We start from the raw sequence: 21,325 nt of genomic DNA on the forward strand, positions 1-21,325 counted from the left end.
GTCGTTAACTGAACTGTTGTCGGTATTGAGTCGGGTTGAGGCCCAGTTTCTCGCTGAACAAAAAGCGCATATGCCGCACGCTGCCAAAACCTGCGTGGAACGCCACGGTCTTGAGCGGCAGGTCGGTGGTTTCGAGCAACTGCCGGGCGCGGTCGATGCGCGCACCTTGCAGGAACGCCATGGGCGTCATCTGCACCTCTTTGGCGAACAGCCGCGCAAAATGCCGTGCGCTCATGCCGGCCAACGCGGCCATGGACTCGATGGTGAAGGGTTCGCACAGATGTTCGAGCACATGGTTCTGCACACGGGTGATCGCCGTTTCCTGGGGGGCAACCGCCGCTGTCATTGGGCTGAACTGGGCCTGCCCGCCCTGACGCTTCATCACCACCAGCAACACCTTGGCCACGTCCACCGCGACTTGCTTGCCGTGGTCCTGGGCCACCACCGACAGCGCCAGGTCGATACCGGCCGTGACGCCACCCGAGGTGATCAACCGCCCGTCCTGCAGATAGATGCGGTCGGTCTCGACAATGGCCTTGGGAAACGCCTTGATCAACCGCTCGGTGTAGTGCCAGTGGGTGGTCACGCGGTGATTGTCCAGCAGGCCGGCATGCCCCAGCACGAACGCCCCGGTGCAGATAGAACCGAAGCGCCGCGCCCGTGGGGCTGCCGCCTTGAGCCAGGGCAACAACGCGGGGTGGCATTCGTTATAGGCCCCGGGACCACCAGGTACCAGCAGCAGGTCGTAGGCGTCCTGGGCTTGGTCCAGCAACAGGTCGGCCTGTACCGCCACGCCATTGGAAGCGCGCAGCGGGCCGGGCTCGGTGCCGAGGGTGAGGATCCGGTAATGCTCCGCCGCCGGCAGGTAGCGGTTGGCAATCGAAAACACTTCGAGCGGCCCAGCCATGTCGAGCAGGAGGAAGTCCGGAAACAGCGCCATGGCCACGGTTTTCATATCGGGGAAGGTCCATCGAGAAGGAATGCGGCAGGCATTATGGCACGTCCGCGACTGTCAACTTAAAGGGGACAGTTATTCAGATTTCATATTCTTAATGAATTTTCCAGTAACCATTAACCTTCTTCTCAACGCAGGAGCCCTGCATTTCGCAGCCCGCTCCCACTTGAGGACAAGACCATGCTGACCCTTCGCAAAGCTTCCGAACGCGGCGCCGCCAATCACGGTTGGTTGAAGTCGTTCCACACCTTCTCGTTCGCCAACTACTGGAACCCCAATGAACAGGGGTTTTCCGACCTGCTGGTGATCAATGACGACCGCGTCGCGGCCGGCAAAGGCTTTGGCCAGCACCCGCACCGCGACATGGAGATCTTCTCCTATGTGCTCGAAGGCGCCTTGGAACACAAGGACACCCTGGGCACTGGCTCAGTGATCCGCCCTGGCGATGTGCAACTGATGAGCGCCGGCAGCGGCGTGGCCCACAGCGAGTTCAACCACAGCCAGACCCGTGGCGTGCACTTCCTGCAGATCTGGATCGTGCCAGCCGTGGCCGGCGCTGAGCCGCGCTATCAGCAAGAGCACTTCACTGACGCGCAGAAACGTGGGCGCTTGCAGTTGATCATCTCGCCGGATGGCCACGACGGCTCACTCAGCGTGCGCCAGGACGCCCGGGTGTATGCCGGCCTGTTCAACGGTGACGAAGCCGCCACCCTGGACCTGCCGCCCGATCGCCATGTGTACATCCATGTGGCCCGGGGCAGCGTTGAAATCAACGGCCAACGCTTGCAGGAAGGCGACGGCGCCCGCGTGCGGGATGAGCAACAGATCCGCCTGGGCCACGGTGACGATGCCGAGGTGCTGGTATTCGACCTGCGCCCACAGGAACTGCCGCAGATGCCATGACTGCCCCGGCGATGGCTCGCCACAACGAGCCATCGCTGGCGTCGATAGTCACCATCAGCCCAATGAAGTTCTCTTAAAAAATGCAACGCGTAACATCAAACCCATACCAGCAACAACCCAAACTAAAACACTCGGAGCACACTCTCATGAAACGCCAAATCTTGCTTAGCCTCGCTTTCTCGGTACTCGCTGCAAATGCTTTTGCCCATCCTGTCGTTGCTGAAGGCGGTTCGGATCGCCTGATCGAAAGTCGCGTCGCAGAGGGCGGCTCGGACCGCCTGCAAGGTAACCGCGTTGCCGAAAATGGTTCGGACCGCCTGCTGGAACGCCGTGTTGCCGAAGGTGGCGCTGATCGCCTGCAGGAACGTGGCCTGGCTGAAGGCGGTGCTGATCGTCTGCAGGAACGTGGCTTGGCCGAAGGCGGTGCTGATCGCCTGCAGGAACGTGGTCTGGCCGAAGGCGGTGCTGATCGTCTGCAAGAACGTGGCCTGGCCGAAGGCGGTGCTGATCGTCTGCAAGAACGTGGCCTGGCCGAAGGCGGTGCTGATCGTCTGCAAGAACGTGGCCTGGCCGAAGGCGGTGCTGATCGCCTGCAAGGCAACAACGTATAACCCCGCGCTGCTTGCGGGAACCCCAAACCGGCCTGATCAGCCGGTTTTTTTTCGCCTGTGGTTAATCCAGCTCGCGGTCTACCCACAACACCGCCTCGCCGATCAGCTGCCGCGCTTCGATGCGTACATGCACCTGCTGCACGATTTCCAGCGTGTGTTACACCGCTGAATCAAACCGCACGGGCGAGGAATTTCTTGCGATACGCCGCCGGCAACAGGCCCACGCGTTGCTGGAACAGGCGGCGGAATGAATTGCTGTCTTCGTAGCCGACCGCGTAGGTGATGCTTTCCAACGTCATGCGGGTTGACTCAAGCATGTGCTTGGCCCGTTCCAGGCGCAGGGTTTGCAGGTAGGCAATCGGCGTGTAATCGGTGGCCTCCTTGAAGCGCCGCTTGAAGTTGCGCACGCCAAAACCGAAACGCCGGGCCACCTCATCAATCACCAGCGCCTCGGCAAAATGCTGCTCCAGCCAATGCTGCACCCGCAGGATCTCGCCGTCACCATGGTTTTTGGGCAGCGACCACATGGCGTACACCGACTGCTCGCTGCGCACAGTATCGATCAGCAGGTATTTGCCGCAGGTGTGGGCCAGTTCCGGCGCGCCAAAACGGCGGATCAGGTGCAACACCAAGTCCATCGCCGCACTCGCGCCGCCACTGGTGATCACGCGGTTTTCTTCGCAGAGAATCTGCCCATAATCCAGGCTCACGTCCGCATAGCGGCGTCGAAACAGCTCGGCAAACGCCCAATGGGTCGTGGCGCGCAGGCCTTGTAGCACACCGGACTCCGCCAACAGAAAGGCCGCCGTGCACATCGAAGCCAGGACTGCGCCGTGAGCATGTTGCTCACGCAACCAGGGGGCGTAGGCAGGAAAGGCCGGCAAGGCCTCTTTCAAGGTGAACAGAAAGCCTGGGATCAGTACCAGGTCGGTCTGGGCGACCTGCGCCACCGAGCGATCCACCTGCAAACGCTGGCCGCCCCAGGCCTCCACCGGCTGGCCGTCCAGGGAAGCGACCATGATGTCGAAGGGTGGCGTGTCGGCAAACAGGTTGGCCGCGTTCAGCATCTCCAGCGCCAGGGTGGCGCTGGCAGCGGAGCAACGGTCAGCCAGGAGCAAGGTAATGTGCATGAAAGGAACTCGCTTGCGCTTTTCGCATGTAATAAGTCATTTGCGCACCTACCTTAGCTGATTCCAGCTCTTTACAGTGCAGCCACTGATCAACTGCCTGGCGTTTTTATGAATCTCTGGTTTCGCTTGCTCTTCATGCTGTCCCGGCGCCCCTGGCGCAAGCCTGCCCATGGCCTGGCAACCACGGTAGTGCGCATGCGCGTCTGGCCGCTGGACCTGGATATCAACCGGCACGTCACCAACGGCCGCTACTTTTCCCTGGCCGACATTGCACGGATGGATTTCGTGCTGCGCACCGGCGCCTTTCGCGTGGCATTGCGCAACAAGGCGCTGCCCATCGTGGGCGATACCTGGGGCAAGTTCCGTCGTGAATTGAAACTGTTCGAAGTGTTCGAGGTGCACACCCGCATGCTCGGCTGGGACGACAAGTGGAGCCTCATGGAGCACCGCTTTGTCAGTAAGGGCCGGGTGGTCGGCGTGGTGGTGATGCGCGGGCTGTTCCGGTCGGCAAAAGGCACCCTGCCTCCGGCGGAGTTTGTGCGTGAACTGGGCTTGGACGACGTGTCACCCCCGATGCCGCAATGGCTCAGCGACTGGGCGCAAAGCTGTGATGACATGAGTGTGCAGTTGCGGGGTGAGGAGCAGGTTTGAGAAGCGCTTATGTGAGTTGCCGCTTACTCAACCTTTCCATGCGCCGCATCCACCCGCCAGGAAGGCGCTTGATGGGCGTGTTCAGCACCCGACAACGTGATCGCGACACGGTTGAGCAGCAACTCGGCGTTGTATTTTGGCACCAGCGCGCAGACCAGTAACACCACCAGTCCGCCGCCGATAAACGAGGGGGACACCTTGACGTCGGCGCGTTCAATTCGCCACAGAAAAGCAATCGCCGCCACCGCGCCCAGCGTCGCACCGGCCAAGGCTTCGTTCAGCGGATGGATGTAAGGCGCGACGCAATAAGCACTGAACCAGGCACTCGCCAATAACCCTGCCCCGGCTGCCGGCCAACGGAGTACCGGATTGAACTGGCGCGCCAACAGGCTGAGTCCCACGGTCAGCATCAGGCAGGTATTCATGGCATGTCCGCTTAATACGGCAATACCCAAAGGCTCGAACGATAAGCCCCAACCTTTAAACAGCAACTTGCTGAAGGCAACAATCGAATAGGTCACGCCAACAGTGATTACCCAGGCGCGCAGTGCCCAAGGGTTGGAATACCTCAGCCACACCGCAATGATGATGGCGGCCGGAATCATGACGGTGATACCGCCATAGTGCGCAAGTTCTGCCCGCATACATCCCCAACCTGGCGTGCCCGTTTCGGCGCCCATCAGACCTCAGCGCAGGGGAAAACACAACGTTATCTCCGGTCAGCCTTGGGCAACCCGGCGCCAGCTGAAGGCGATAAAAATGCAAATTACTGATACACCAACAAAGCAAAGATTCGATATTTTAATAATTAGGTTAGAACCAATCGGCATTTTACAGCCCTGGCCCCTGCCCCTATTTTGAACGCGAATAACCGACCCCTTGCCCGGTGGAGGTGACCATCCCGCACAAGATCACGCCCACGATAAGGACAGACCATGAGCATCGAATTCATCGGCTACATCGGCGGCCACCACGCCTCCGAAATCCATCCACGCAGTGGCCCTACCCTGCAACCCGACTACGTCGAGACCGTGGCCCGCGCCCACGAAGATGCCGGCTTCGACCGTGCGCTGGTAGCCTTCCACTCCAACAGCCCGGACAGCACATTGATCGCCTCCCACGCTGCCAGCGTGACCAAAAAGCTGCAATTCCTCATCGCCCACCGTCCCGGCTTCACCCAGCCCACCCTGGCTGCCCGCCAGTTCGCTACCCTGGACGTGTTCAACGGTGGACGCACGGCCGTGCACATCATCACCGGCGGCGACGACCGCGAACTGCGCGCCGATGGCAGCCACATCGGCAAGGACGAACGCTACGCCCGCACCGACGAATACCTGAGCGTGGTGCGCCAGGAATGGACCCGCGAACAGCCCTTCGACTTCAAGGGCACCTACTACCAGGTCGAAGGCGCGCACTCCACGGTGAAATCGCCGCAGCAGCCCCATATCCCGCTGTACTTCGGCGGCTCCTCTACAGCGGCGATTGAAGTGGCCGGCAAACACGCTGATGTGTATGCACTGTGGGGCGAAACCTACGAGCAAGTGCGCGAGATCGTGACCCAGGTCCGCGCCGAAGCGGCCAAGCATGGGCGCACAATTCGCTTCAGCCTGTCGCTTCGGCCGATCCTCGCCGAAACCGAAGAACTGGCATGGGCGCGGGCCGACAAGATCCTGCAGCAAGCCACCGAACTGGCCGAGAAAAATGGCTTTGTGCGGCGTGAACCGCCGAATGAAGGCTCACGCCGGTTACTGGCAGCGGCAGCGCAAGGGTCACGTTTGGATAAGCGTTTGTGGACAGGGATCGCGGCGTTACTGGGCGCCCAGGGCAACTCCACCTCGCTGGTCGGCACAGCCGAGCAAGTTGCGCAAGCGCTGCTGGACTACTACGACCTGGGCATCACCACCTTCCTGATCCGTGGCTTTGACCCCCTGAATGATGCCATCGACTACGGCAAGCGTTTGATCCCCCTCACCCGCCAGCTGGTCGCTGAACGCGAGCAAGCCAAACAGGTCGCTTAAGCACAAAGCACACCCCGTGTAGGAGCTGGCTTGTCGGCGATGGCATCGAATCGGTCTGCCTGATTACAACGGTGCCTGCATCGCCGGCAAGCCAGCTCCTACAAAACCGCGTACCCACCGCGTACCCACAATGCGAAGCGAGCCGCTCTTGCTCTTGCTCTTGCTCTTGCTCTTGCTCTTGCTCTTGCTCTTGCTCTTGCTCTTGCTCTTGCTCTTAGGCGCCCCGTCAAACACGCTGGCCGGAATTCGATAGGGATTTGGGGGGTAAACCGGCAGGGATGCCGGTTTAGCCGCCCCGCGCCATGGATGGCGCGTGGCGGCGGCCCCCCAAATCACTGTCGGATTACGGGCATACCGAGCCTAGGCGAGGTACCGAGTGTTGGGGCAAGAGCCCTTTGGTTACTTTGGGGCTTTTCCAAAGTGACCCGCCGTAAGGGCGGAACCATTAGCAGCCGTTACCTAAATAACGGATATGTACCTGGTCTGATCCAACATTCTGGTCGGCTGTCAGGCCGCCTTCGCGAGCAAGCCCGCTCCCACATTTGGATCGCGGGGCAACAGTCAGAGCGTGGTCGGCTGTTAGGCCGTCTTCGCAGGCAAGCCAGCTCCCACATTTTTGAATCGCGGGGTGACAGTTAGATTGTGGTCAGCTGTCAGGCCGCTTTCGCAGTCAAGCCAGCTCCCACATTTGGATCGTGGGGTGGCAGTTAGATTGCTGTCGGCTGTTAGGCCGTCTTCGCAGGCAAGCCAGCTCCCACATTTTTGAATCGCGGGGTGACAGTTAGATTGTGGTCAGCTGTCAGGCCGCTTTCGCAGGCAAGCCAACTCCCACATTTGGATCGTGGGGTGGCAGTTAGATTGCTGTCGGCTGTTAGGCCGCCTTCGCAGGCCAGCCAGCTCCCACATTTTGATCGTGGGGTGGCAGTTGGATTGCTGTCGGCTGTCAGGCCGCTTTCGCAGGCAAGCCAGCTCCCACATTTGAATCGTGGGATGGCAGTTAGATTGCTGTCGGCTGCCAGGCTGTCTTCGCAGGCAAGCCAGCTCCCACATTTGGATCGTGGGGTGGCAGTTAGATTGCTGTCGGCTGTCAGGCCGCCTTCGCAGGCAAGCCAACTCCCACATTTGGATCGCAGGGCTACAGTTAGACTGTGGTCGACTTCCCACAGGTAACGCCCGAGTCAATTCTTGTAGTCGATATCACTGCGCTCCAACTGCCGAATCAACGCATTCCAATGCCGCGCCACGCCCGGCCCTTCCCCACTGGCAAACACCTTGGCCTGCTGCTCAACCTTCTCCACCACCTCCCTCGGCGGAAAGATCAACTCCGCATTCCCCGCCGCCTGCGCCGCCACCTGGATATTGCACGCACGCTCCAACTGCTGCAGTTGCTGAAACGCATGCTCAACACTCACACCCGCCGTCAACAAGCCATGGTTGCGCAAGATCATCACACTCTTGTCACCCAAGTCCGCAACCAGCCGCTCACGCTCGTCCAGGTCCAGGGCCACGCCTTCATAACCGTGGTACGCCACCCGCCCGGAGAAGCCAATGGAATGCTGGGAGATCGGCAGCAGGCCGTCTTTTTGCGCCGACACCGCAATGCCGTCACGTGTGTGGGTGTGCAACACCGCTTGCAGGTCGTGGCGCGCGCCGTGGATGGCGCTGTGGATCACGTAGCCGGCGTAGTTAATACCCAGGCCAGTGGGATCGTCGACGATGGTGCCGTCGAGGTCGACCTTGACCAGGTTGGACGCGCTGATTTCATCGAACAACAGCCCAAAGGCATTGATCAGGAAATGCTCCTCCGGGCCCGGCACGCGGGCGGAGAAGTGGGTGTAGATGTGATCGGTCCACTTGTACAAGGCCGCCAGGCGATAGGCGGCGGCCAATTTGACGCGCACTTCCCATTCTTCCGGAGTGACGCGTTGGCGAACGTTGTTGGAAACACTGGAAATCGAGGTGACGCTGCTCATGGCAAAACTTCCTGGATGGCCTTAAGGACTTCCAGGCAAGCCTATGGGATGCAAAAAGATAATAAAAAGCACATTTTAATCTAAGCTAATTATTATTTTTTTTCATAACCACCACAGCACCGCATTCGCCTGTAGGAGCCCGGCTTGCCGGCGATGGCGCCCTTGAGCCCTGCACGTATCTCGGGGGCCTCATCGCCGGCAAGCCGGCGCCTACAAAGAGAGGGAATCCAGAGTCAGGCGGCGTTGCGGATCTTGTGCAGGGAGTTCGCGACCAGCTTGCCAAATGCATCCACCGGCCCTTGCAGGTTGCCCAGGAAGTGCGGGTAGATCAGCCACAGGTCCATCACCGGCTTGAAGTCCTTGAGCGGCATCACCGCCAAGTGCTCGCGGTGGGCGCTGCGCTCCAGTAACGGCCGTGGCACCAGGCCCAGGCCCAGGCCGTCCGCCACCAGGCCCAATTGCAACTCGGTGCCGAAGGTTTCCAGGTTCACCCGCAGGGCCAGGCCCTGATCGGACAAAGTCCGCTGCAAGCCCGCACGGAAGCCGCAACCATCCGGGTTGAGGATCCAACCGTTCTGGTACACATCCGCCAGCTTGCACGGCTTCTTCGGCAACTGCGCCTTGGCGCACACCACCACCAGTTCCATCTTGCCGATGGACTCACCGACGATGTTGTCCGGGAAGATCTTGCCCGCCGGGAACAACGCCGCCGCTGCATCCAGCTCGCCGCGCTCGATCTTGCCGACCAATTGGCTGCCCCAGCCGGTGGCGACCTGGGCCCGCAGCTCGGGGTATTCGGTGCGCAAGTGCTTGAGCGCGTCCAGCAGCACCACATCGCCGATGGTCTGCGGCACGCCCAGGCGCAGCAGGCCGGTGGGCGGTGCGTCGGTGGCCACCAGCTCGCGCAGGGCATCCATCTCGCGCAGGATCAGCCGGCACTGTTCGTAGACACGGGTGCCGATCAGCGTAGGCTTGAGGGGCTTGGTATTGCGGTCGAACAGCTCCACACCCAGCGCCTGCTCGAAGTTCTGCACGCGGCGGGTGATGGCCGGCTGGGTCAGTTGCAACGACTCGGCGGCATGGCTGATGGACTGGCAACGAATCACTTCGACAAAGGCATCGATATCGTCAATTTTCATTTGGGCCGCACATAGAGAACAGTCATTAAGATGTGTGTGAAGCATAGTTGCACGAACGCGGCCTGGATAGCCCGCGCTGTAATCGATAACGTCTAACGCTATTCAGACCGGTTCTAAATTACCTTCGGCTATAAGCTAATCATTAAAAAATAGCATATTAACTATAAACATTATGCTTAGATAAACCCATCACCACCGACCACACGATGGAATTGTCATGACCCAGGCCCGACACCCCGAGAGACTCAGAGCCTTCATAGGCGCCCTGGCGGAATTGATCGACGGCAATCCACGCGAAGGCGACCTGCTGCACCGTGGCGGCAAGCTACTGGCACAGTTGGTCAGCCATGATGACTGGCTCCCCGATGAATACGCCCAACCCGACCCCGAGCGCTACCAGCAGTTCTTGCTGCATGCCGATTCGCGCCAGCGCTTCAGCATCGTCAGTTTTGTGTGGGGGCCGGGGCAAAGCACACCGATCCACGATCACCGGGTATGGGGACTGATTGGGATGTTACGCGGCTCAGAGTTCTCCCAAGGGTTCGAACGCGCCCCCGACGGCAGCCTGATTGCCGAAGGCAAGCCGATCCAATTGGTGCCGGGTCAGGTGGAAACCGTGTCGCCCAAGGTCGGTGACATCCATCAGGTGAGCAATGCCCACAGCGACCAGGTGTCCATCAGCATCCATGTGTACGGCGCCAATATCGGTGCGGTGCGCCGCGCGGTGTACCAGCCCGACGGCAGCGAGAAACTGTTTATCTCCGGTTATTCCAACGCCTTCCTCCCGAACATCTGGGATTTGTCCAAAGAAAAGAGCCCTGCCCTATGACCACCGTATCCACCCGCAGCTTCGCCCAGATTCGCCAGGCCTTGTTGGACCATGCAGAAGTCGCCCTGGTCGACGTGCGTGAAGAGGCGCCCTTCGCCGAGTCCCACCCGCTGTTTGCCGCGAATATCCCGTTGTCCAAGCTGGAACTGGAGGTGTATTCGCGCATTCCACGGCGCGATACCCAAGTCACCGTCTACGACAACGGCGAAGGCTTGGCGGCCCGTGCGGCCGAGCGCTTGGCTGCGCTGGGCTACACCGAGGTCAGCCTGCTCGAAGGTGGCCTTGAAGGATGGCGCAAGGCCGGTGGCGAGCTGTTCATCGACGTCAACGTACCGAGCAAGGCGTTTGGCGAACTGGTGGAGAGCGAGCGGCACACGCCATCCCTGGCCGCCGAAGAAGTCCAGGCCCTGCTCGACAGCCAGGCCGATGTAGTGGTGCTCGATGCGCGGCGTTTCGACGAATACCAGACCATGAGCATTCCCACCGGCATCAGCGTGCCGGGGGCCGAACTGGTGTTGCGCGCCCGCGAACTGGCGCCGGACCCGGCCACCCGCATCATCGTCAACTGCGCCGGGCGCACCCGCAGCATTATCGGCACCCAGTCGCTGATCAATGCCGGCGTGGCCAACCCGGTCTCGGCCCTGCGCAACGGCACCATCGGCTGGACCCTGGCCGGGCAGAAACTTGCCCATGGCCAAGCGCGGCGCTTTGCACCGACCTCGGAAGAACACCGCCAGGTCGCCGCCGTGGATGCGCGTCGCGTCGCCGACAAGGCTCGCGTGGGCCGTGCCACCCTGGCCGACCTGCAGGCCTGGCAGCAGGAAAAAACCCGCACCACCTACCTGTTCGATGTGCGCACTCCGGAAGAATTCGAAGCCGGCCACCTGCCCGGCGCGCGCTCCACACCGGGCGGGCAACTGGTGCAGGAAACCGACCATGTCGCCAGCGTGCGCGGGGCACGGCTGGTGTTGGCGGACGACGACGGCGTGCGCGCGAACATGTCCGCCTCTTGGCTGGCTCAACTGGGCTGGGAAGTGCATGTGCTGGATGACCTGCAACCGGCGCACTTCACCGAGCAAGGTGCCTGGGTCGCGCCGGTGCCGACACCGCCCCAGGCCGAACTGATCAGCCCCCATACCCTCGCCGAATGGCAGGCCCATGGCGACACCGTGGTGCTGGACTTCACCGCCAGCGCCAATTACGTGAAGCGCCATATCCCCGGTGCCTGGTGGGCGCTGCGTGCGCAACTGCCCCAAGCCCTGGCCAAGGTGCCCGCCGCCCAGCGCTACGTGCTGACCTGCGGCAGCAGCCAACTGGCGCGCCTGGCGGTGGCCGAAGTCGAAGCCATCACCGGCAAGCAAGTATTTCTGCTGCAGGACGGCACTGCCGGCTGGATCAAGGCGCAGTTACCGCTGGAAGAAGGTGAAACCCACCTGGCCTCGCCGCGCATCGACCGCTACCGTCGCCCGTACGAAGGCACCGACAATCCCAAGGAAGCCATGCAGGCCTATCTGGATTGGGAATTCGGCCTGGTCGACCAATTGGCCCGCGACGGCACCCACGGTTTCTATGTGATCTGACTCACCCACCTGCCTGCGCCCGCGCCGGGTGCAGGCCCGCTCCGACAAGGGATCTGCACAGCCGCCCTGAGCCTGTTCGCAGTGAGCATTGGCGCCTGGATGGCCTCTTTGCCTTGGGCGGCGGCGCCCCATTCAAATGCAATTACAGAATAATTAACTAACACAACATCAAATATTTTAATAATTAACATATAACCAAAAAGAACTTCACAGCGAGTTTTTATAGGAATAACGTTAACCCATTCACCGACCCCTTCTCCAGGCGGAGGTAACCGAACCCCATTTTGATCTGCCTGGAGCCTGCATCCCATGGTCTTTACCACCCCTTTCAAACGCCTGCTCCTGGGCACCGCTCTCGCCCTTGGCCTGACTGGCGGGGCCCACGCCGCGGACTTGCAACCGCTGCGGGTGGCCAACCAGAAATCTACAATCAAGGCGCTGCTGGAAGTCTCCGGCGAAACCAAAAACGTGCCCTACGAAATCCAGTGGTCGGAATTCCCCTCCGCCTCGCCCTTGGGTGAAGCGCTGAATGCCGGCGCCGTGGACATCGGTGCCCTGGGGGATGCGCCCTACGTGTTTGCCCTCGGTGCCGGCGCATCGCTCAAGGTGGTCAGCATCATTCACGCCGAGGGGCGCAACACCACCGCGCTGCTGGTGCCCAAAGACTCGCCGATCAAGACCGTCGCCGACCTCAAGGGCAAGAAAATCGTCACCGGCCGCGGCTCCATCGGCCATTACCTGGCGATCAAGGCCCTGGCCACGGCCGGCCTGACCACCAAGGACGTGCAGTTCATTTTCCTGCTGCCAAGCGAGTCGCGCCTGGTGCTGGATAACGGCACCGTCGACGCCTGGGCCACCTGGGACCCGTACACCACGGTGGTCACCTCACAAAGCCAGGCCCGCGTGCTGATCAGCGGCAACACGCTGCTGAGCAACCACCTCTACCTCGCCGCCACCCGCCAGGCCATTGCCGACAAGCGCCCGCAGCTGGACGACTTTGTCGCCCGCGTCGACCGCGCCTACGCCTGGGCCAACACCCACCCCAACGAATACGCAGCCGCCCAGGCCAAGATCACCGGCCTGCCGCTGCAAGTGCACGAGGAAGTGGCCAAGGACACCCACTTGACCCCGGTCGCCATCGACGACTCGGTGATCAGCGGCCTGCAAGTAACCGCCGACACCTACCAAAAAGAAGGCCTGCTGACCCGGCACATCGACGTGTCACAGGGCTTCGACAAAAGCTTCAACGCCAAGCGTGTCCAACTTTCCCAGCAAGCCTCGCGCTAACCAGGAGCAGAACATGAGCAAGCCACAGCAAGCAAAACCCCGCCATTTGAAACTGGGCGCCATGGTCCACGGCGTCGGCCACGGCTGGGGCGAATGGCGCCACCCGAACGCCCAACCGAATGCCAGCACCAGCTTCGGGTTCTACAAGCAGCAGACTGAATTGGCCGAAGCCGCCAAGTTCGACTTCGTGTTCATCGCCGACAGCCTGCACATTCATGCCAAGTCCAGCCCGCACTACCTCAACCGTTTCGAGCCACTGACCATCCTGTCGGCACTCGCGGCGATCACCACGAATATTGGTTTGGTCGCCACCGTGACCGTCAGCTACACCGAGCCCTACCAAGTGGCGCGCCAATTCGCATCCCTGGACCATATCAGCGGTGGCCGTGCCGGTTGGAACGTCGTCACCTCGTGGCTGAGCGGCACCGCCGACAACTTCAGCAAGGCCGAGCACCCACCCCACGCCGTGCGTTATCGCATCGCCAAGGAACACGTGAGCACCGTCCAGGGCCTGTGGGATTCGTGGGAAGACGATGCCTTTACCTACGACAAACAGTCCGGCGAGTTTTTCGCCCCGGGCAAGCTGCATGCACTCAACCACAAAGGCGATTTCTTCTCGGTGAAAGGCCCGCTGAACATCGCGCGTTCGCGCCAGGGCCAACCGGTGATTTTCCAGGCCGGCACCTCGGAGGACGGGCGCAACTTTGCCGCGCAGAACTCCGATGCGATCTTTGTGCACGTGGACAGCCTCGAAGAAGGCCTGGCCTATTCCCAGGACCTGAAACGCCGCGCCAAAGGCTTTGGCCGTGACCCGCACAGCCTGTCGATCCTGCCGGGCATTCGCCCGATTGTCGGCCGCGACCAGGCCGAAGTGGAAAGCCGCTATCAGCAGGCCGTGGAGCTGGTCACCGTGGAAGATGCCATCGTCGCCCTCGGCCGCCCGTTCAACGATCACGACTTCAGCCAATACCCACTGGACGAGCCCTTCCCGGAGCTGGGTGACCTCGGTTCCAATAGCCAGAAAGGCGGCTCCGACCGCATCAAGCAGCTGGCCAGGGACGAAGGCCTGACCCTGCGTGAAGTGGCCTTGCGGTTCTCGCGGCCAAAACGTGATTTCGTCGGCACCCCGGAGCAAGTCGCCGACGCGATCCAGACCTGGTTCGAGACCGGCGCCAGCGATGGTTTCATCATCAACTCGGTGCTGCCGGATGGCTTGCAGTACTTCACCGAACTGGTGGTGCCGGTGCTGCAACAGCGCGGCTTGTTCCGCACTGAATACAGCGGCCATACCCTGCGCGACAACCTCGGCCTGGAGGTTCCGGCCAACCGCTACAGTGTCGCCGCCCAGGTTGAAGAAAAACAGGAGGCGCTGGCATGAGTGAATCCCTCAACCGGCAGTTGGTCGAACTGCACGCCGAGCGTGTCGCCACCTGGTCGCCCGCGGCGCTGCAGGTCAATATCGACCAACGCCAGCGTCTGGTGGCTCAAGCGCGGCCAGATGACTACGTGCAGGTCGGCGATGAACTCGACCCGTTCACCCTGCTGAATGTGGAAGGCGGTGAACTCAATCGCGAGCTGCTGCTGGCGGACGGTCCGGCGGTGCTGATTTTCTTCCGGTTTGCCGGCTGCCCGGCGTGCAACATCGCCCTGCCCTATTACGAACGCCAACTCTACCCACGCCTGCGCGAACTCGGGGTGCCTCTGGTGGCGGTAAGCCCGCAAGTGCCTGAACGCCTGGTGGAGATCAAGACCCGCCACACCCTGCAACTGCTGGTGGCCAGTGACCCCGATAACAACCTCGGGCGCCGCCTGGGCATTCTCTACAGCTTCGACGAAGCGTCGCGCAATGCCGCGTTGGCCAAGGGCAATCACATCGGTGAAACCACCGGCACCGGCACCTGGGAGTTGCCGCAACCGACGGTGGTGGTGATTGCCAGGGACGGCACGGTGGCGTTTGTGCAAGTGAGCCCGGATTGGTTGGTGCGCACCGAAGCGGAGCCGGTGTTGCAGGTGGTGGAGCAACTGCTGGGCCAACAGCCCGTAAGACTGGCCATCTAAACGCCTATCCTCTGTAGGAGCCGGCTTGCCGGCTCCTACAGAGGGCGGGTGTCTACCTATCGACCGAGTGAAACAACCATGAGCCAATCCTCACAACCTTCCTTGCGCTCCGTGGAAGTCGCCAACTTCGAAGCCCTGCTTGAACGCCTCAGCGCCGAGCTGGCCAGCACCGCGCACCGCTATGACGAGAGCGGCGCCTTCCCCCACGCCAACTTCAAATTGCTGCACGAACACGGCCTGGTCGCCCTCACCGTGCCCAAAGCCTTGGGCGGCGGCGGTGCCAGCCTGCCCCAGGCGCGCAAGGCGATCAGTGCGATCGCCAAGGGCGAGCCGTCCACCGCACTGATCCTGGTGATGCAATACCTACAACACACACGCCTGCAAGACAGCAAGACCTGGCCGGCGCACTTGCGCACGCGAGTGGCCGAAGACGCGGTGCGCAACGGCGGGTTGATCAATGCGCTGCGCGTGGAGCCCGACCTGGGCACCCCGGCCCGCGGCGGGTTGCCGGCGACCATCGCCGTGCGTACCGCCGAAGGCTGGCGCATCAGCGGGCGCAAGATCTACTCCACCGGCAGTCACGGCCTGAGCTGGTTCAGCGTGTGGGGCCGCAGTGATGACGCCGACCCGTTGGTCGGTGCCTGGCTGGTCCCAAAAGACAGCCCCGGCGTGACCATCATCGACACCTGGGACCACCTGGGCATGCGCGCCACCTGCAGCCATGAGGTGGTGCTCGACAACGTGCTGGTGCCACTCGACCACGCCGTCAGCGTCAGCCCGTGGAGCGCGCCGTCGCCGGAGCTGGATAGCGAGGGCTTCCTGTGGATGTCGGTGTTGCTGTCCTCGGTGTATGACGCCGTGGCCCAGGCGGCGCGGGACTGGCTGGTGAACTGGCTGGAAGAGCGCAAGCCGTCCAACCTCGGCGCAGCGCTGTCAACGCTGCCGCGCTTTCAGGAAACCGTCGGCCATATCGACACCCTGCTGTTTGCCAACCGCAGCCTGCTCGATGCCGCCGCCGAAGGCCACACCCCGGCGGCCAATGCTGCGCAACTCAAGTACCTGGTGACCCACAACGCCATCCGCGCCGTGGAGCTGGCCATCGAGGCCTCGGGTAACCCGGGCCTGTCGCGCCACAGCCCATTGCAACGGCATTACCGCGACGTGCTGTGCAGTCGCGTGCATACCCCGCAGAACGACGCCGTGCTGCAAGGCGTCGGCAAGACGGTGTTCGCCCAACGCCAGAAGGAACGCCCATGAGTCAGGTGATTATTGCCAGCCAGCTGGACGAAGATTACAACGACGTGCTCCGCCAGCGCCTGGCCTCCAGCCACCCCGCCGCCCAAGTGATCGGCGTGCCCGCGGGCGTGCCCAGCGACCTGCCGCCCCAAGCGAATATTCTGTTGCTGCGCCCGATCAACGTACGTGGCTACAGCGCCCCGGACACGCCGCCACCGGGCTGGCCTTACGGCGCGCAGTGGGTGCACCTGGTGTCGTCGGGCATCGATTTCTACCCGCAATGGCTGTTCAACGGCCCGCCGGTGACCACATCCCGTGGCAGTGCCGCCGACAACCTGGCCGAGTTTGCCTTGGCCGCGATCTTTGCCGCCGCCAAGCATTTGCCGGACATCTGGGTCAAGGATTCGCAGTGGAATTTCACCGCGTTGCGCCCGCTGAAGGGCACCACATTGGGCATCCTGGGGTTTGGTGCGATAGGCGAACGTCTCGCGCAAAAAGCCCTGGCCCTGGGGATCAAGGTCGTCGCGTTGCGCCAAAGCCAGGTGCCGTTCAGCGCGGGAGTGGACGCCGCCAAGGACATCCACGACCTGTTCGCCCGCGCCGATCACCTGGTGGTGGCGGCACCGCTGACCGAGTCCACGCGGCAGCTCATCAACCGTGACGTGCTGGGCAGCGCCAAGCCGGGGCTGCACCTGATCAATATTGCGCGGGGTGGGTTGCTGGATCAGGAGGCGCTGCTGGAAGCGCTGGACAATGGGCGGATAGGGCTGGCATCGCTGGATGTGACCGAGCCGGAGCCGTTGCCGGACGGGCATCCGCTGTATACCCATCCAAGGGTGAAGTTATCGCCGCATACGTCGGCGATTTCGACAAATAGCCGGAATGAGATTGCGGATACGTTTTTGGCGAACCTGGAGCGCTACGTGGCGGGTCAAGCGCTGAATAACTTAGCTTACGTCTAACGCAAATCAAAATGTGGGAGCGGGCTTGCTCGCGAATGCGGTGGTTCAGTCAAAGGTGTATCGACTGACACTCTGTATTCGCGAGCAAGTCGAATCGTCGCACCGCCGCTCCCACATGGGACCTGTGTTGACTGGGAGAAATCATTTGATGCGGTAGTGGAAAGTATTGCGCACGGCCGGCACCGGCACGGGTTTTCCATCGACGATCCTCGGCTGGTAGCGGAAGGTATTCGCCGCCGCCAGTGAAGGCCGCATGAACAGTGGATGGCAGCCGTCCAGCACCTTGGGGTTTTCTACACGCCCTTGGGTGTTGACGGTGTACTCCACTGAACAATCGCCTTCGATGTTTTTGTCCAGGGCACGCTCCGGATAGTCCGGCGCCTCTTTGCTCAAGGGTTGGTACTGACGGCTGTCGAAGGCCGGCGCGGCGGTCGGTGCTGCAGGGCGCGGACGTTCAGCGGCGAGGCGCTCCTGGGCCAGACGCTGCTGCTCCAGCTCGCGGTTGCGCTGTTCAGTGGCCAGGCGCTCCTGTTGCTGCTCCAGCTTCTTTTCCTCGACCCGCTTGCGCGCCAATGCGGCTTTTTCCAGTTTTTGTGCCTGGATCTTTGGATCGATCACCGGTTTCGCCGGCACGGGAGCGACCACAGGCTCCGGCGCAGGCGCTGCGACGGCCGCCGGCTCAGGCACGGGAGCGGGCGTCGGCGGCACCATCACCAACTGGGTATGCATCACCCTCGGCGTTTCCACCTGCGGCTTATCTGTCGACCCACCCAGCATCAACACCGCCAGCACGCCTACATGCAGCGCCACCGCGAGGCTGGCCGCCACGCTGTTTCTCCAGAACCCGGAAGGCTCCCCAGGCCCCACTGCGAGCATCGGACTGTGCATGATCATCGCCGTCATTGCGGGGCCTCGGTCACCAACCCCAGGTTGCTCACGCCACCCTTTTGCAGCACCGCCATGGCTGCCACGACCCGGCCGTAGCCAGCGCTGTCGTCGGCGCGGATATACACCTGGGTATCGCTGCGCGCCGCCACCACCTGCATAACCTTGACGCCCATTTCATCGAGGGTCACGGCGCTGTCAGTCTGGTTGCGGGTGTCGAGTTCACCGCCGAGGTTCCAGTAGTAGCCGCCGTCAGCCTTCACCGACAGTGTGAGGATTTGCTGGCGGGTATCAGTGGGCAGCGCCTCGGCGGCGACTTTGGGCAGCTCGATCTTCACGCCTTGGGTCAGCATCGGCGCGGTGACCATGAAGATCACCAGCAGCACCAGCATCACGTCGATGTAGGGCACCACGTTCATCTCGGCCTTGGGCCCATGCTTGCGTTGCGGCCTGGTCAACATCGGTTTGCTCCTTGTTCAGGCGGCCACGGCCAGGTTGATCGGCGTGCCGCGCAAGGTGCGGTGCAGGCGCACTTGCAGTTCGTTGCCGAAGGCGTAGTAGCGGGTAAGCAAGGTTTGTCCGCGTGCGGCGAAGCGGTTGTAGGCGATCACTGCCGGGATCGCGGCAAACAGGCCGATGGCCGTGGCGATCAATGCTTCGGCGATGCCCGGCGCCACGGTGGACAGCGTGGCCTGCTGTACCTGGGACAGGCCGATAAAGGAATTCATGATCCCCCACACAGTGCCGAACAGGCCGATGTAGGGACTCACCGACCCCACGGTCGCAAGGAATTGCAGACCTTTTTCCAGCTCGATTTCCTGCTCGGTGATCGCCACCTGCAACGCACGCTCCACGCCCTCCAGCACGGCCGGATCATGGCCGTGCAGGTGCTGGTATTCCTGCACGCCGGCGATGAAGATCGGTGCAATCCCACCCTCGCCGGCCTGCACGGTGTCGCGGTACAGCGGCTGCAAGTCGGGCGCCGCACGAAAGCGCTGCACAAAGCCGTTCAACTGCCGCTCCAGGCGCCGCAGCACACTGCCGCGCTGGATGATCAGGTACCAACTGAGCAAGGACGCCAGCAGCAACGTGACCATTACCGCCTTGACCAATAGGCTGGCGTCGCTGATCAAACCCCAGATCGTCATATGTTCCATCGTCGCGTGCATGGTTAAGCTCCTATTCGATTAAAAAGTGATGACCGGGTGATGACGCCTACGGCAATTTCAACGTGCGGGTCACTTCGGCCCAGGGCACGAACTTGAAATTCTGGGTCTGCTCGGGCATGCGCTTGCGGCCGTCCTGCACCACCAGCATGCCGTGGCTCCAGGGCCCGCCCAGGTTGATGGCGGTGACTTCCAAGCCATCGGTTTCCGAAGCCCCATCGATACCGGCGGCGGCATTCAGGCCGACGCGGAAGGCACCGTGGGTGGCAAAGGGTGGCTCGGCATCCACGACCAGGTAGCTGTCGTTGCCCTGGCTGGAGATCACCAGGTAGTCGCGTTTTTCGCTCTGGTACAACGCCAGGCCCTCGACATCCGCATGCAACTGCGGGCCGACCTTGATCACGCTGGTGAGCGTGGCCGGTTGGTCGGCACGCGCATCCACCGCCCAGACGCCGACGTCTTCTTCGCCAATGAACAGGCGCTGGCGCTGGTCGTCGGCCACGCAGCCCTCGGGTTGGCTGTCGACCTTGAACTGGCGTACCAGCTCGCCCTGCACCCGGCCGTCCGGTGCGCTCAGGCGGTATTGCAGGAAGGTGCCGTCCTTGCCATTGGCGATCGCGTAGATCTCGCCGCTGGCGGGTTGGAACAGGCAGATACCGTAGATGTCCTTGAGCGGCGTCGGCACTTCCCCGGCCTCGCGCAGCTCACCGCTCTGGCGGTCGATGCTGAACAGGCTCAGGCTGTTGTGATCGCGGTTGCTCGCCACAGCCAGGTCGACGGTGGTTGCGCCGAGCTTGAAGTTGGGGCGTACGTCGACGTTGTTGAGGCGGCCGACCGCCAGTTCCTGCAACAGCTTGCCGTCAAGGTCATAGGCCAGCAGGCCCTGCTTCTTGTTGGTCCCGAGCACGCGGCTTTTTTCTGGCTGCGTGGGGTGAATCCAGATTGCCGGGTCATCCGCCGCATCCCCCTGGCGACCGACCGGGTCGGTCTGGCGCAGCGCAGCGACTTCAGGCAGCACGGGCTCGACCGGCACAGGCTTGGCCTTCCACTCGAGTGCGCCCTGATAGAGCTTGCCGGTGTCATCGTCACGTACCAGCAGTTGCTGGCCATTGATGCTCAGTTGCTCCGGTTCCTTGAGGCCCGGCAGCGTCAGGCTGGCGTGTTCGACCCAACGCTCGCCGTTCTGCTGGAACAGATGCAATTGGGCGGTCTTCGGATCAAGTGCGACCACTCCGCCCGGCACCAACGCCATGGCGCCGGCTTCGCGCTTGGGATGGTCGAACAGCGCCACGGGCGTGCGTTTTACCTCAGCCTCAGGGTGCGCCGGGTAGGCCCACCAGCCGACGTTTTCTTCATTCACCACCAGTTGTTGGCTGGCGTCATCCACCTGGCAGAACTGCGCCGACGGCGGCAGCGGCAAGCCGCGTACACGTTGAGGGTCGCGCAGCAAGGTCGCGCCGTTACCCACCAGCCATTGCTCGCCCTTGCCCTCTTCGCCCACCAGGAACACAAACAGGTTTGATGCCCCGTCGCGATACAGGCACAGGCCGTTCACCGGGTAGTCGCGGGTGGGCAAGTACAGGGGCTGGCCAAAGGTCTTGGTGGACGCATCGAGGCTGATCAGCAGCGCCTGTTGGCGGTCGTTGTCGAGGCTGGCCACGAGCGTCTGGGCACCGGCAGCACGGGTATCGAGGCTGCTGAAGCTGCCTTTGAAGCGGGCCAGTTCCGCGCCTTTGCTGTCGAGCAGTTGCAGGCCGTCGCGGGTGCTGGCGGCCAGGCGCTGGGTGCCGCCAGGTAGGAAGGCCACCGCTTCGGCATTCAGGTTTGGCGCCCAAGGGACCAGCGCCAGGTCGGCGGCCATGGCTTGACCACAGGTTGCTAGAGCGAGCAGCAAATACAATTTGGAAATTCTCATGAACAAACAAATCCTTCAAAAACGATG

At 62.2% G+C, this 21,325-nt stretch carries 20 protein-coding genes; 11 read left to right on the forward strand and 9 right to left on the reverse strand.

Annotated elements, in window-relative coordinates:
• Positions 1-4: 4 nt before the first annotated feature.
• Positions 5-955 (reverse strand): GlxA family transcriptional regulator, encoded by a 951-nt coding sequence (locus CWC48_RS28655; RefSeq protein WP_078048008.1) that lies wholly within the window; start codon positions 953-955, stop codon positions 5-7.
• 180 nt (positions 956-1,135) lie between these two features.
• On the opposite strand from CWC48_RS28655, the gene CWC48_RS28660 reads away from it, so the two are divergent.
• Both CWC48_RS28660 and CWC48_RS28665 read left to right on the forward strand, forming a co-directional pair.
• Positions 1,136-1,858 (forward strand): pirin family protein, encoded by a 723-nt coding sequence (locus CWC48_RS28660; protein WP_078048007.1) that lies wholly within the window; start codon positions 1,136-1,138, stop codon positions 1,856-1,858.
• Between the two features lie 146 nt (positions 1,859-2,004).
• The gene (locus tag CWC48_RS28665) at positions 2,005-2,469 is read left to right on the forward strand and encodes a hypothetical protein (RefSeq protein WP_068934315.1); all 465 of its coding nucleotides are present in this window, start codon (positions 2,005-2,007) and stop codon (positions 2,467-2,469) included.
• A gap of 170 nt (positions 2,470-2,639) precedes the next feature.
• Here CWC48_RS28665 and CWC48_RS28670 read toward each other — a convergent pair whose 3' ends face one another.
• Positions 2,640-3,599 (reverse strand): GlxA family transcriptional regulator, encoded by a 960-nt coding sequence (locus CWC48_RS28670; RefSeq protein ID WP_100490984.1) that lies wholly within the window; start codon positions 3,597-3,599, stop codon positions 2,640-2,642.
• A 108-nt stretch (positions 3,600-3,707) separates the two neighbouring features.
• Here CWC48_RS28670 and CWC48_RS28675 point away from each other — a divergent pair, with 108 nt between their 5' ends.
• Positions 3,708-4,250 (forward strand): thioesterase family protein, encoded by a 543-nt coding sequence (locus tag CWC48_RS28675; RefSeq protein WP_100490985.1) that lies wholly within the window; start codon positions 3,708-3,710, stop codon positions 4,248-4,250.
• Between the two features lie 23 nt (positions 4,251-4,273).
• Here the strand turns inward: CWC48_RS28675 and CWC48_RS28680 are convergent, their stop codons facing one another.
• Positions 4,274-4,930 (reverse strand): hypothetical protein, encoded by a 657-nt coding sequence (locus CWC48_RS28680; protein ID WP_256581767.1) that lies wholly within the window; start codon positions 4,928-4,930, stop codon positions 4,274-4,276.
• Between the two features lie 255 nt (positions 4,931-5,185).
• On the opposite strand from CWC48_RS28680, the gene CWC48_RS28685 reads away from it, so the two are divergent.
• Entirely contained in the window at positions 5,186-6,268 is a 1,083-nt protein-coding gene (locus CWC48_RS28685; RefSeq protein ID WP_078048003.1) for an LLM class flavin-dependent oxidoreductase, read from the forward strand.
• Positions 6,269-7,446: 1,178 nt separating this feature from the next.
• Here CWC48_RS28685 and CWC48_RS28690 read toward each other — a convergent pair.
• Positions 7,447-8,241 carry a class II aldolase/adducin family protein gene (locus tag CWC48_RS28690; protein ID WP_078048002.1) on the reverse strand — a complete coding sequence of 265 codons (795 nt, stop codon included), beginning with the start codon at positions 8,239-8,241 and terminating at the stop codon, positions 7,447-7,449.
• A gap of 233 nt (positions 8,242-8,474) precedes the next feature.
• Positions 8,475-9,380 carry a LysR family transcriptional regulator gene (locus CWC48_RS28695; protein WP_078048001.1) on the reverse strand — a complete coding sequence of 302 codons (906 nt, stop codon included), beginning with the start codon at positions 9,378-9,380 and terminating at the stop codon, positions 8,475-8,477.
• A gap of 217 nt (positions 9,381-9,597) precedes the next feature.
• On the opposite strand from CWC48_RS28695, the gene CWC48_RS28700 reads away from it, so the two are divergent.
• The 7 genes from CWC48_RS28700 (at position 9,598) to CWC48_RS28730 (ending at position 17,332) form a co-directional block, all read left to right on the forward strand.
• Positions 9,598-10,209, forward strand: coding sequence for a cysteine dioxygenase (locus tag CWC48_RS28700; protein WP_100490986.1), 612 nt, complete (start codon positions 9,598-9,600; stop codon positions 10,207-10,209).
• Positions 10,206-11,789, forward strand: a complete 1,584-nt coding sequence (locus CWC48_RS28705) for a rhodanese-related sulfurtransferase (RefSeq protein WP_078048000.1) — start codon at positions 10,206-10,208, stop codon at positions 11,787-11,789. Before CWC48_RS28700 ends, CWC48_RS28705 begins: the two co-directional genes overlap by 4 nt.
• Positions 11,790-12,098: 309 nt before the next feature.
• Positions 12,099-13,076 carry an ABC transporter substrate-binding protein gene (locus CWC48_RS28710; RefSeq protein ID WP_099493809.1) on the forward strand — a complete coding sequence of 326 codons (978 nt, stop codon included), beginning with the start codon at positions 12,099-12,101 and terminating at the stop codon, positions 13,074-13,076.
• Between the two features lie 13 nt (positions 13,077-13,089).
• Positions 13,090-14,454 (forward strand): LLM class flavin-dependent oxidoreductase, encoded by a 1,365-nt coding sequence (locus CWC48_RS28715; protein ID WP_100490987.1) that lies wholly within the window; start codon positions 13,090-13,092, stop codon positions 14,452-14,454.
• Positions 14,451-15,134 (forward strand): peroxiredoxin-like family protein, encoded by a 684-nt coding sequence (locus tag CWC48_RS28720; protein ID WP_100490988.1) that lies wholly within the window; start codon positions 14,451-14,453, stop codon positions 15,132-15,134. The genes CWC48_RS28715 and CWC48_RS28720 overlap by 4 nt, the downstream gene beginning before the upstream one ends.
• 78 nt (positions 15,135-15,212) lie before the next feature.
• Entirely contained in the window at positions 15,213-16,391 is a 1,179-nt protein-coding gene (locus CWC48_RS28725) for an acyl-CoA dehydrogenase family protein (protein WP_099493811.1), read from the forward strand.
• The gene (locus tag CWC48_RS28730) at positions 16,388-17,332 is read left to right on the forward strand and encodes a D-isomer specific 2-hydroxyacid dehydrogenase family protein (RefSeq protein ID WP_078047995.1); all 945 of its coding nucleotides are present in this window, start codon (positions 16,388-16,390) and stop codon (positions 17,330-17,332) included. Before CWC48_RS28725 ends, CWC48_RS28730 begins: the two co-directional genes overlap by 4 nt.
• Positions 17,333-17,473: 141 nt before the next feature.
• Here CWC48_RS28730 and CWC48_RS28735 read toward each other — a convergent pair whose 3' ends face one another.
• The 4 genes from CWC48_RS28735 to CWC48_RS28750 are packed head-to-tail and all read right to left on the reverse strand — an operon-like array spanning position 17,474 to position 21,298.
• Complete coding sequence (locus tag CWC48_RS28735; RefSeq protein WP_100490989.1) at positions 17,474-18,235, reverse strand: TonB family protein; 762 nt, start codon at positions 18,233-18,235, stop codon at positions 17,474-17,476.
• Positions 18,232-18,678 (reverse strand): protein TolR, encoded by a 447-nt coding sequence (gene tolR / locus CWC48_RS28740; protein WP_100490990.1) that lies wholly within the window; start codon positions 18,676-18,678, stop codon positions 18,232-18,234. The genes CWC48_RS28735 and tolR overlap by 4 nt, the downstream gene beginning before the upstream one ends.
• A 15-nt stretch (positions 18,679-18,693) precedes the next feature.
• Complete coding sequence (gene tolQ, locus CWC48_RS28745) at positions 18,694-19,386, reverse strand: protein TolQ (RefSeq protein WP_100490991.1); 693 nt, start codon at positions 19,384-19,386, stop codon at positions 18,694-18,696.
• A gap of 46 nt (positions 19,387-19,432) precedes the next feature.
• Positions 19,433-21,298, reverse strand: a complete 1,866-nt coding sequence (locus tag CWC48_RS28750) for a phytase (RefSeq protein ID WP_100490992.1) — start codon at positions 21,296-21,298, stop codon at positions 19,433-19,435.
• Positions 21,299-21,325 lie beyond the last annotated feature (27 nt).

The sequence above is a fragment of the Pseudomonas sp. S10E 269 genome (assembly GCF_002798465.1).
Taxonomy (GTDB): Bacteria; Pseudomonadota; Gammaproteobacteria; order Pseudomonadales; family Pseudomonadaceae; genus Aquipseudomonas; species Aquipseudomonas pergaminensis.

Coding starts and splice junctions, on each gene's coding strand:
- CWC48_RS28655 (WP_078048008.1), bottom strand. CDS start 955: ATGAAAACCGTGGCCATGGCGCTGTTTCCGGACTTCCTCCTGCTCGAC.
- CWC48_RS28660 (WP_078048007.1), top strand. CDS start 1,136: ATGCTGACCCTTCGCAAAGCTTCCGAACGCGGCGCCGCCAATCACGGT.
- CWC48_RS28665 (WP_068934315.1), top strand. CDS start 2,005: ATGAAACGCCAAATCTTGCTTAGCCTCGCTTTCTCGGTACTCGCTGCA.
- CWC48_RS28670 (WP_100490984.1), bottom strand. CDS start 3,599: ATGCACATTACCTTGCTCCTGGCTGACCGTTGCTCCGCTGCCAGCGCC.
- CWC48_RS28675 (WP_100490985.1), top strand. CDS start 3,708: ATGAATCTCTGGTTTCGCTTGCTCTTCATGCTGTCCCGGCGCCCCTGG.
- CWC48_RS28680 (WP_256581767.1), bottom strand. CDS start 4,930: ATGGGCGCCGAAACGGGCACGCCAGGTTGGGGATGTATGCGGGCAGAA.
- CWC48_RS28685 (WP_078048003.1), top strand. CDS start 5,186: ATGAGCATCGAATTCATCGGCTACATCGGCGGCCACCACGCCTCCGAA.
- CWC48_RS28690 (WP_078048002.1), bottom strand. CDS start 8,241: ATGAGCAGCGTCACCTCGATTTCCAGTGTTTCCAACAACGTTCGCCAA.
- CWC48_RS28695 (WP_078048001.1), bottom strand. CDS start 9,380: ATGAAAATTGACGATATCGATGCCTTTGTCGAAGTGATTCGTTGCCAG.
- CWC48_RS28700 (WP_100490986.1), top strand. CDS start 9,598: ATGACCCAGGCCCGACACCCCGAGAGACTCAGAGCCTTCATAGGCGCC.
- CWC48_RS28705 (WP_078048000.1), top strand. CDS start 10,206: ATGACCACCGTATCCACCCGCAGCTTCGCCCAGATTCGCCAGGCCTTG.
- CWC48_RS28710 (WP_099493809.1), top strand. CDS start 12,099: ATGGTCTTTACCACCCCTTTCAAACGCCTGCTCCTGGGCACCGCTCTC.
- CWC48_RS28715 (WP_100490987.1), top strand. CDS start 13,090: ATGAGCAAGCCACAGCAAGCAAAACCCCGCCATTTGAAACTGGGCGCC.
- CWC48_RS28720 (WP_100490988.1), top strand. CDS start 14,451: ATGAGTGAATCCCTCAACCGGCAGTTGGTCGAACTGCACGCCGAGCGT.
- CWC48_RS28725 (WP_099493811.1), top strand. CDS start 15,213: ATGAGCCAATCCTCACAACCTTCCTTGCGCTCCGTGGAAGTCGCCAAC.
- CWC48_RS28730 (WP_078047995.1), top strand. CDS start 16,388: ATGAGTCAGGTGATTATTGCCAGCCAGCTGGACGAAGATTACAACGAC.
- CWC48_RS28735 (WP_100490989.1), bottom strand. CDS start 18,235: ATGACGGCGATGATCATGCACAGTCCGATGCTCGCAGTGGGGCCTGGG.
- tolR (WP_100490990.1), bottom strand. CDS start 18,678: ATGTTGACCAGGCCGCAACGCAAGCATGGGCCCAAGGCCGAGATGAAC.
- tolQ (WP_100490991.1), bottom strand. CDS start 19,386: ATGCACGCGACGATGGAACATATGACGATCTGGGGTTTGATCAGCGAC.
- CWC48_RS28750 (WP_100490992.1), bottom strand. CDS start 21,298: ATGAGAATTTCCAAATTGTATTTGCTGCTCGCTCTAGCAACCTGTGGT.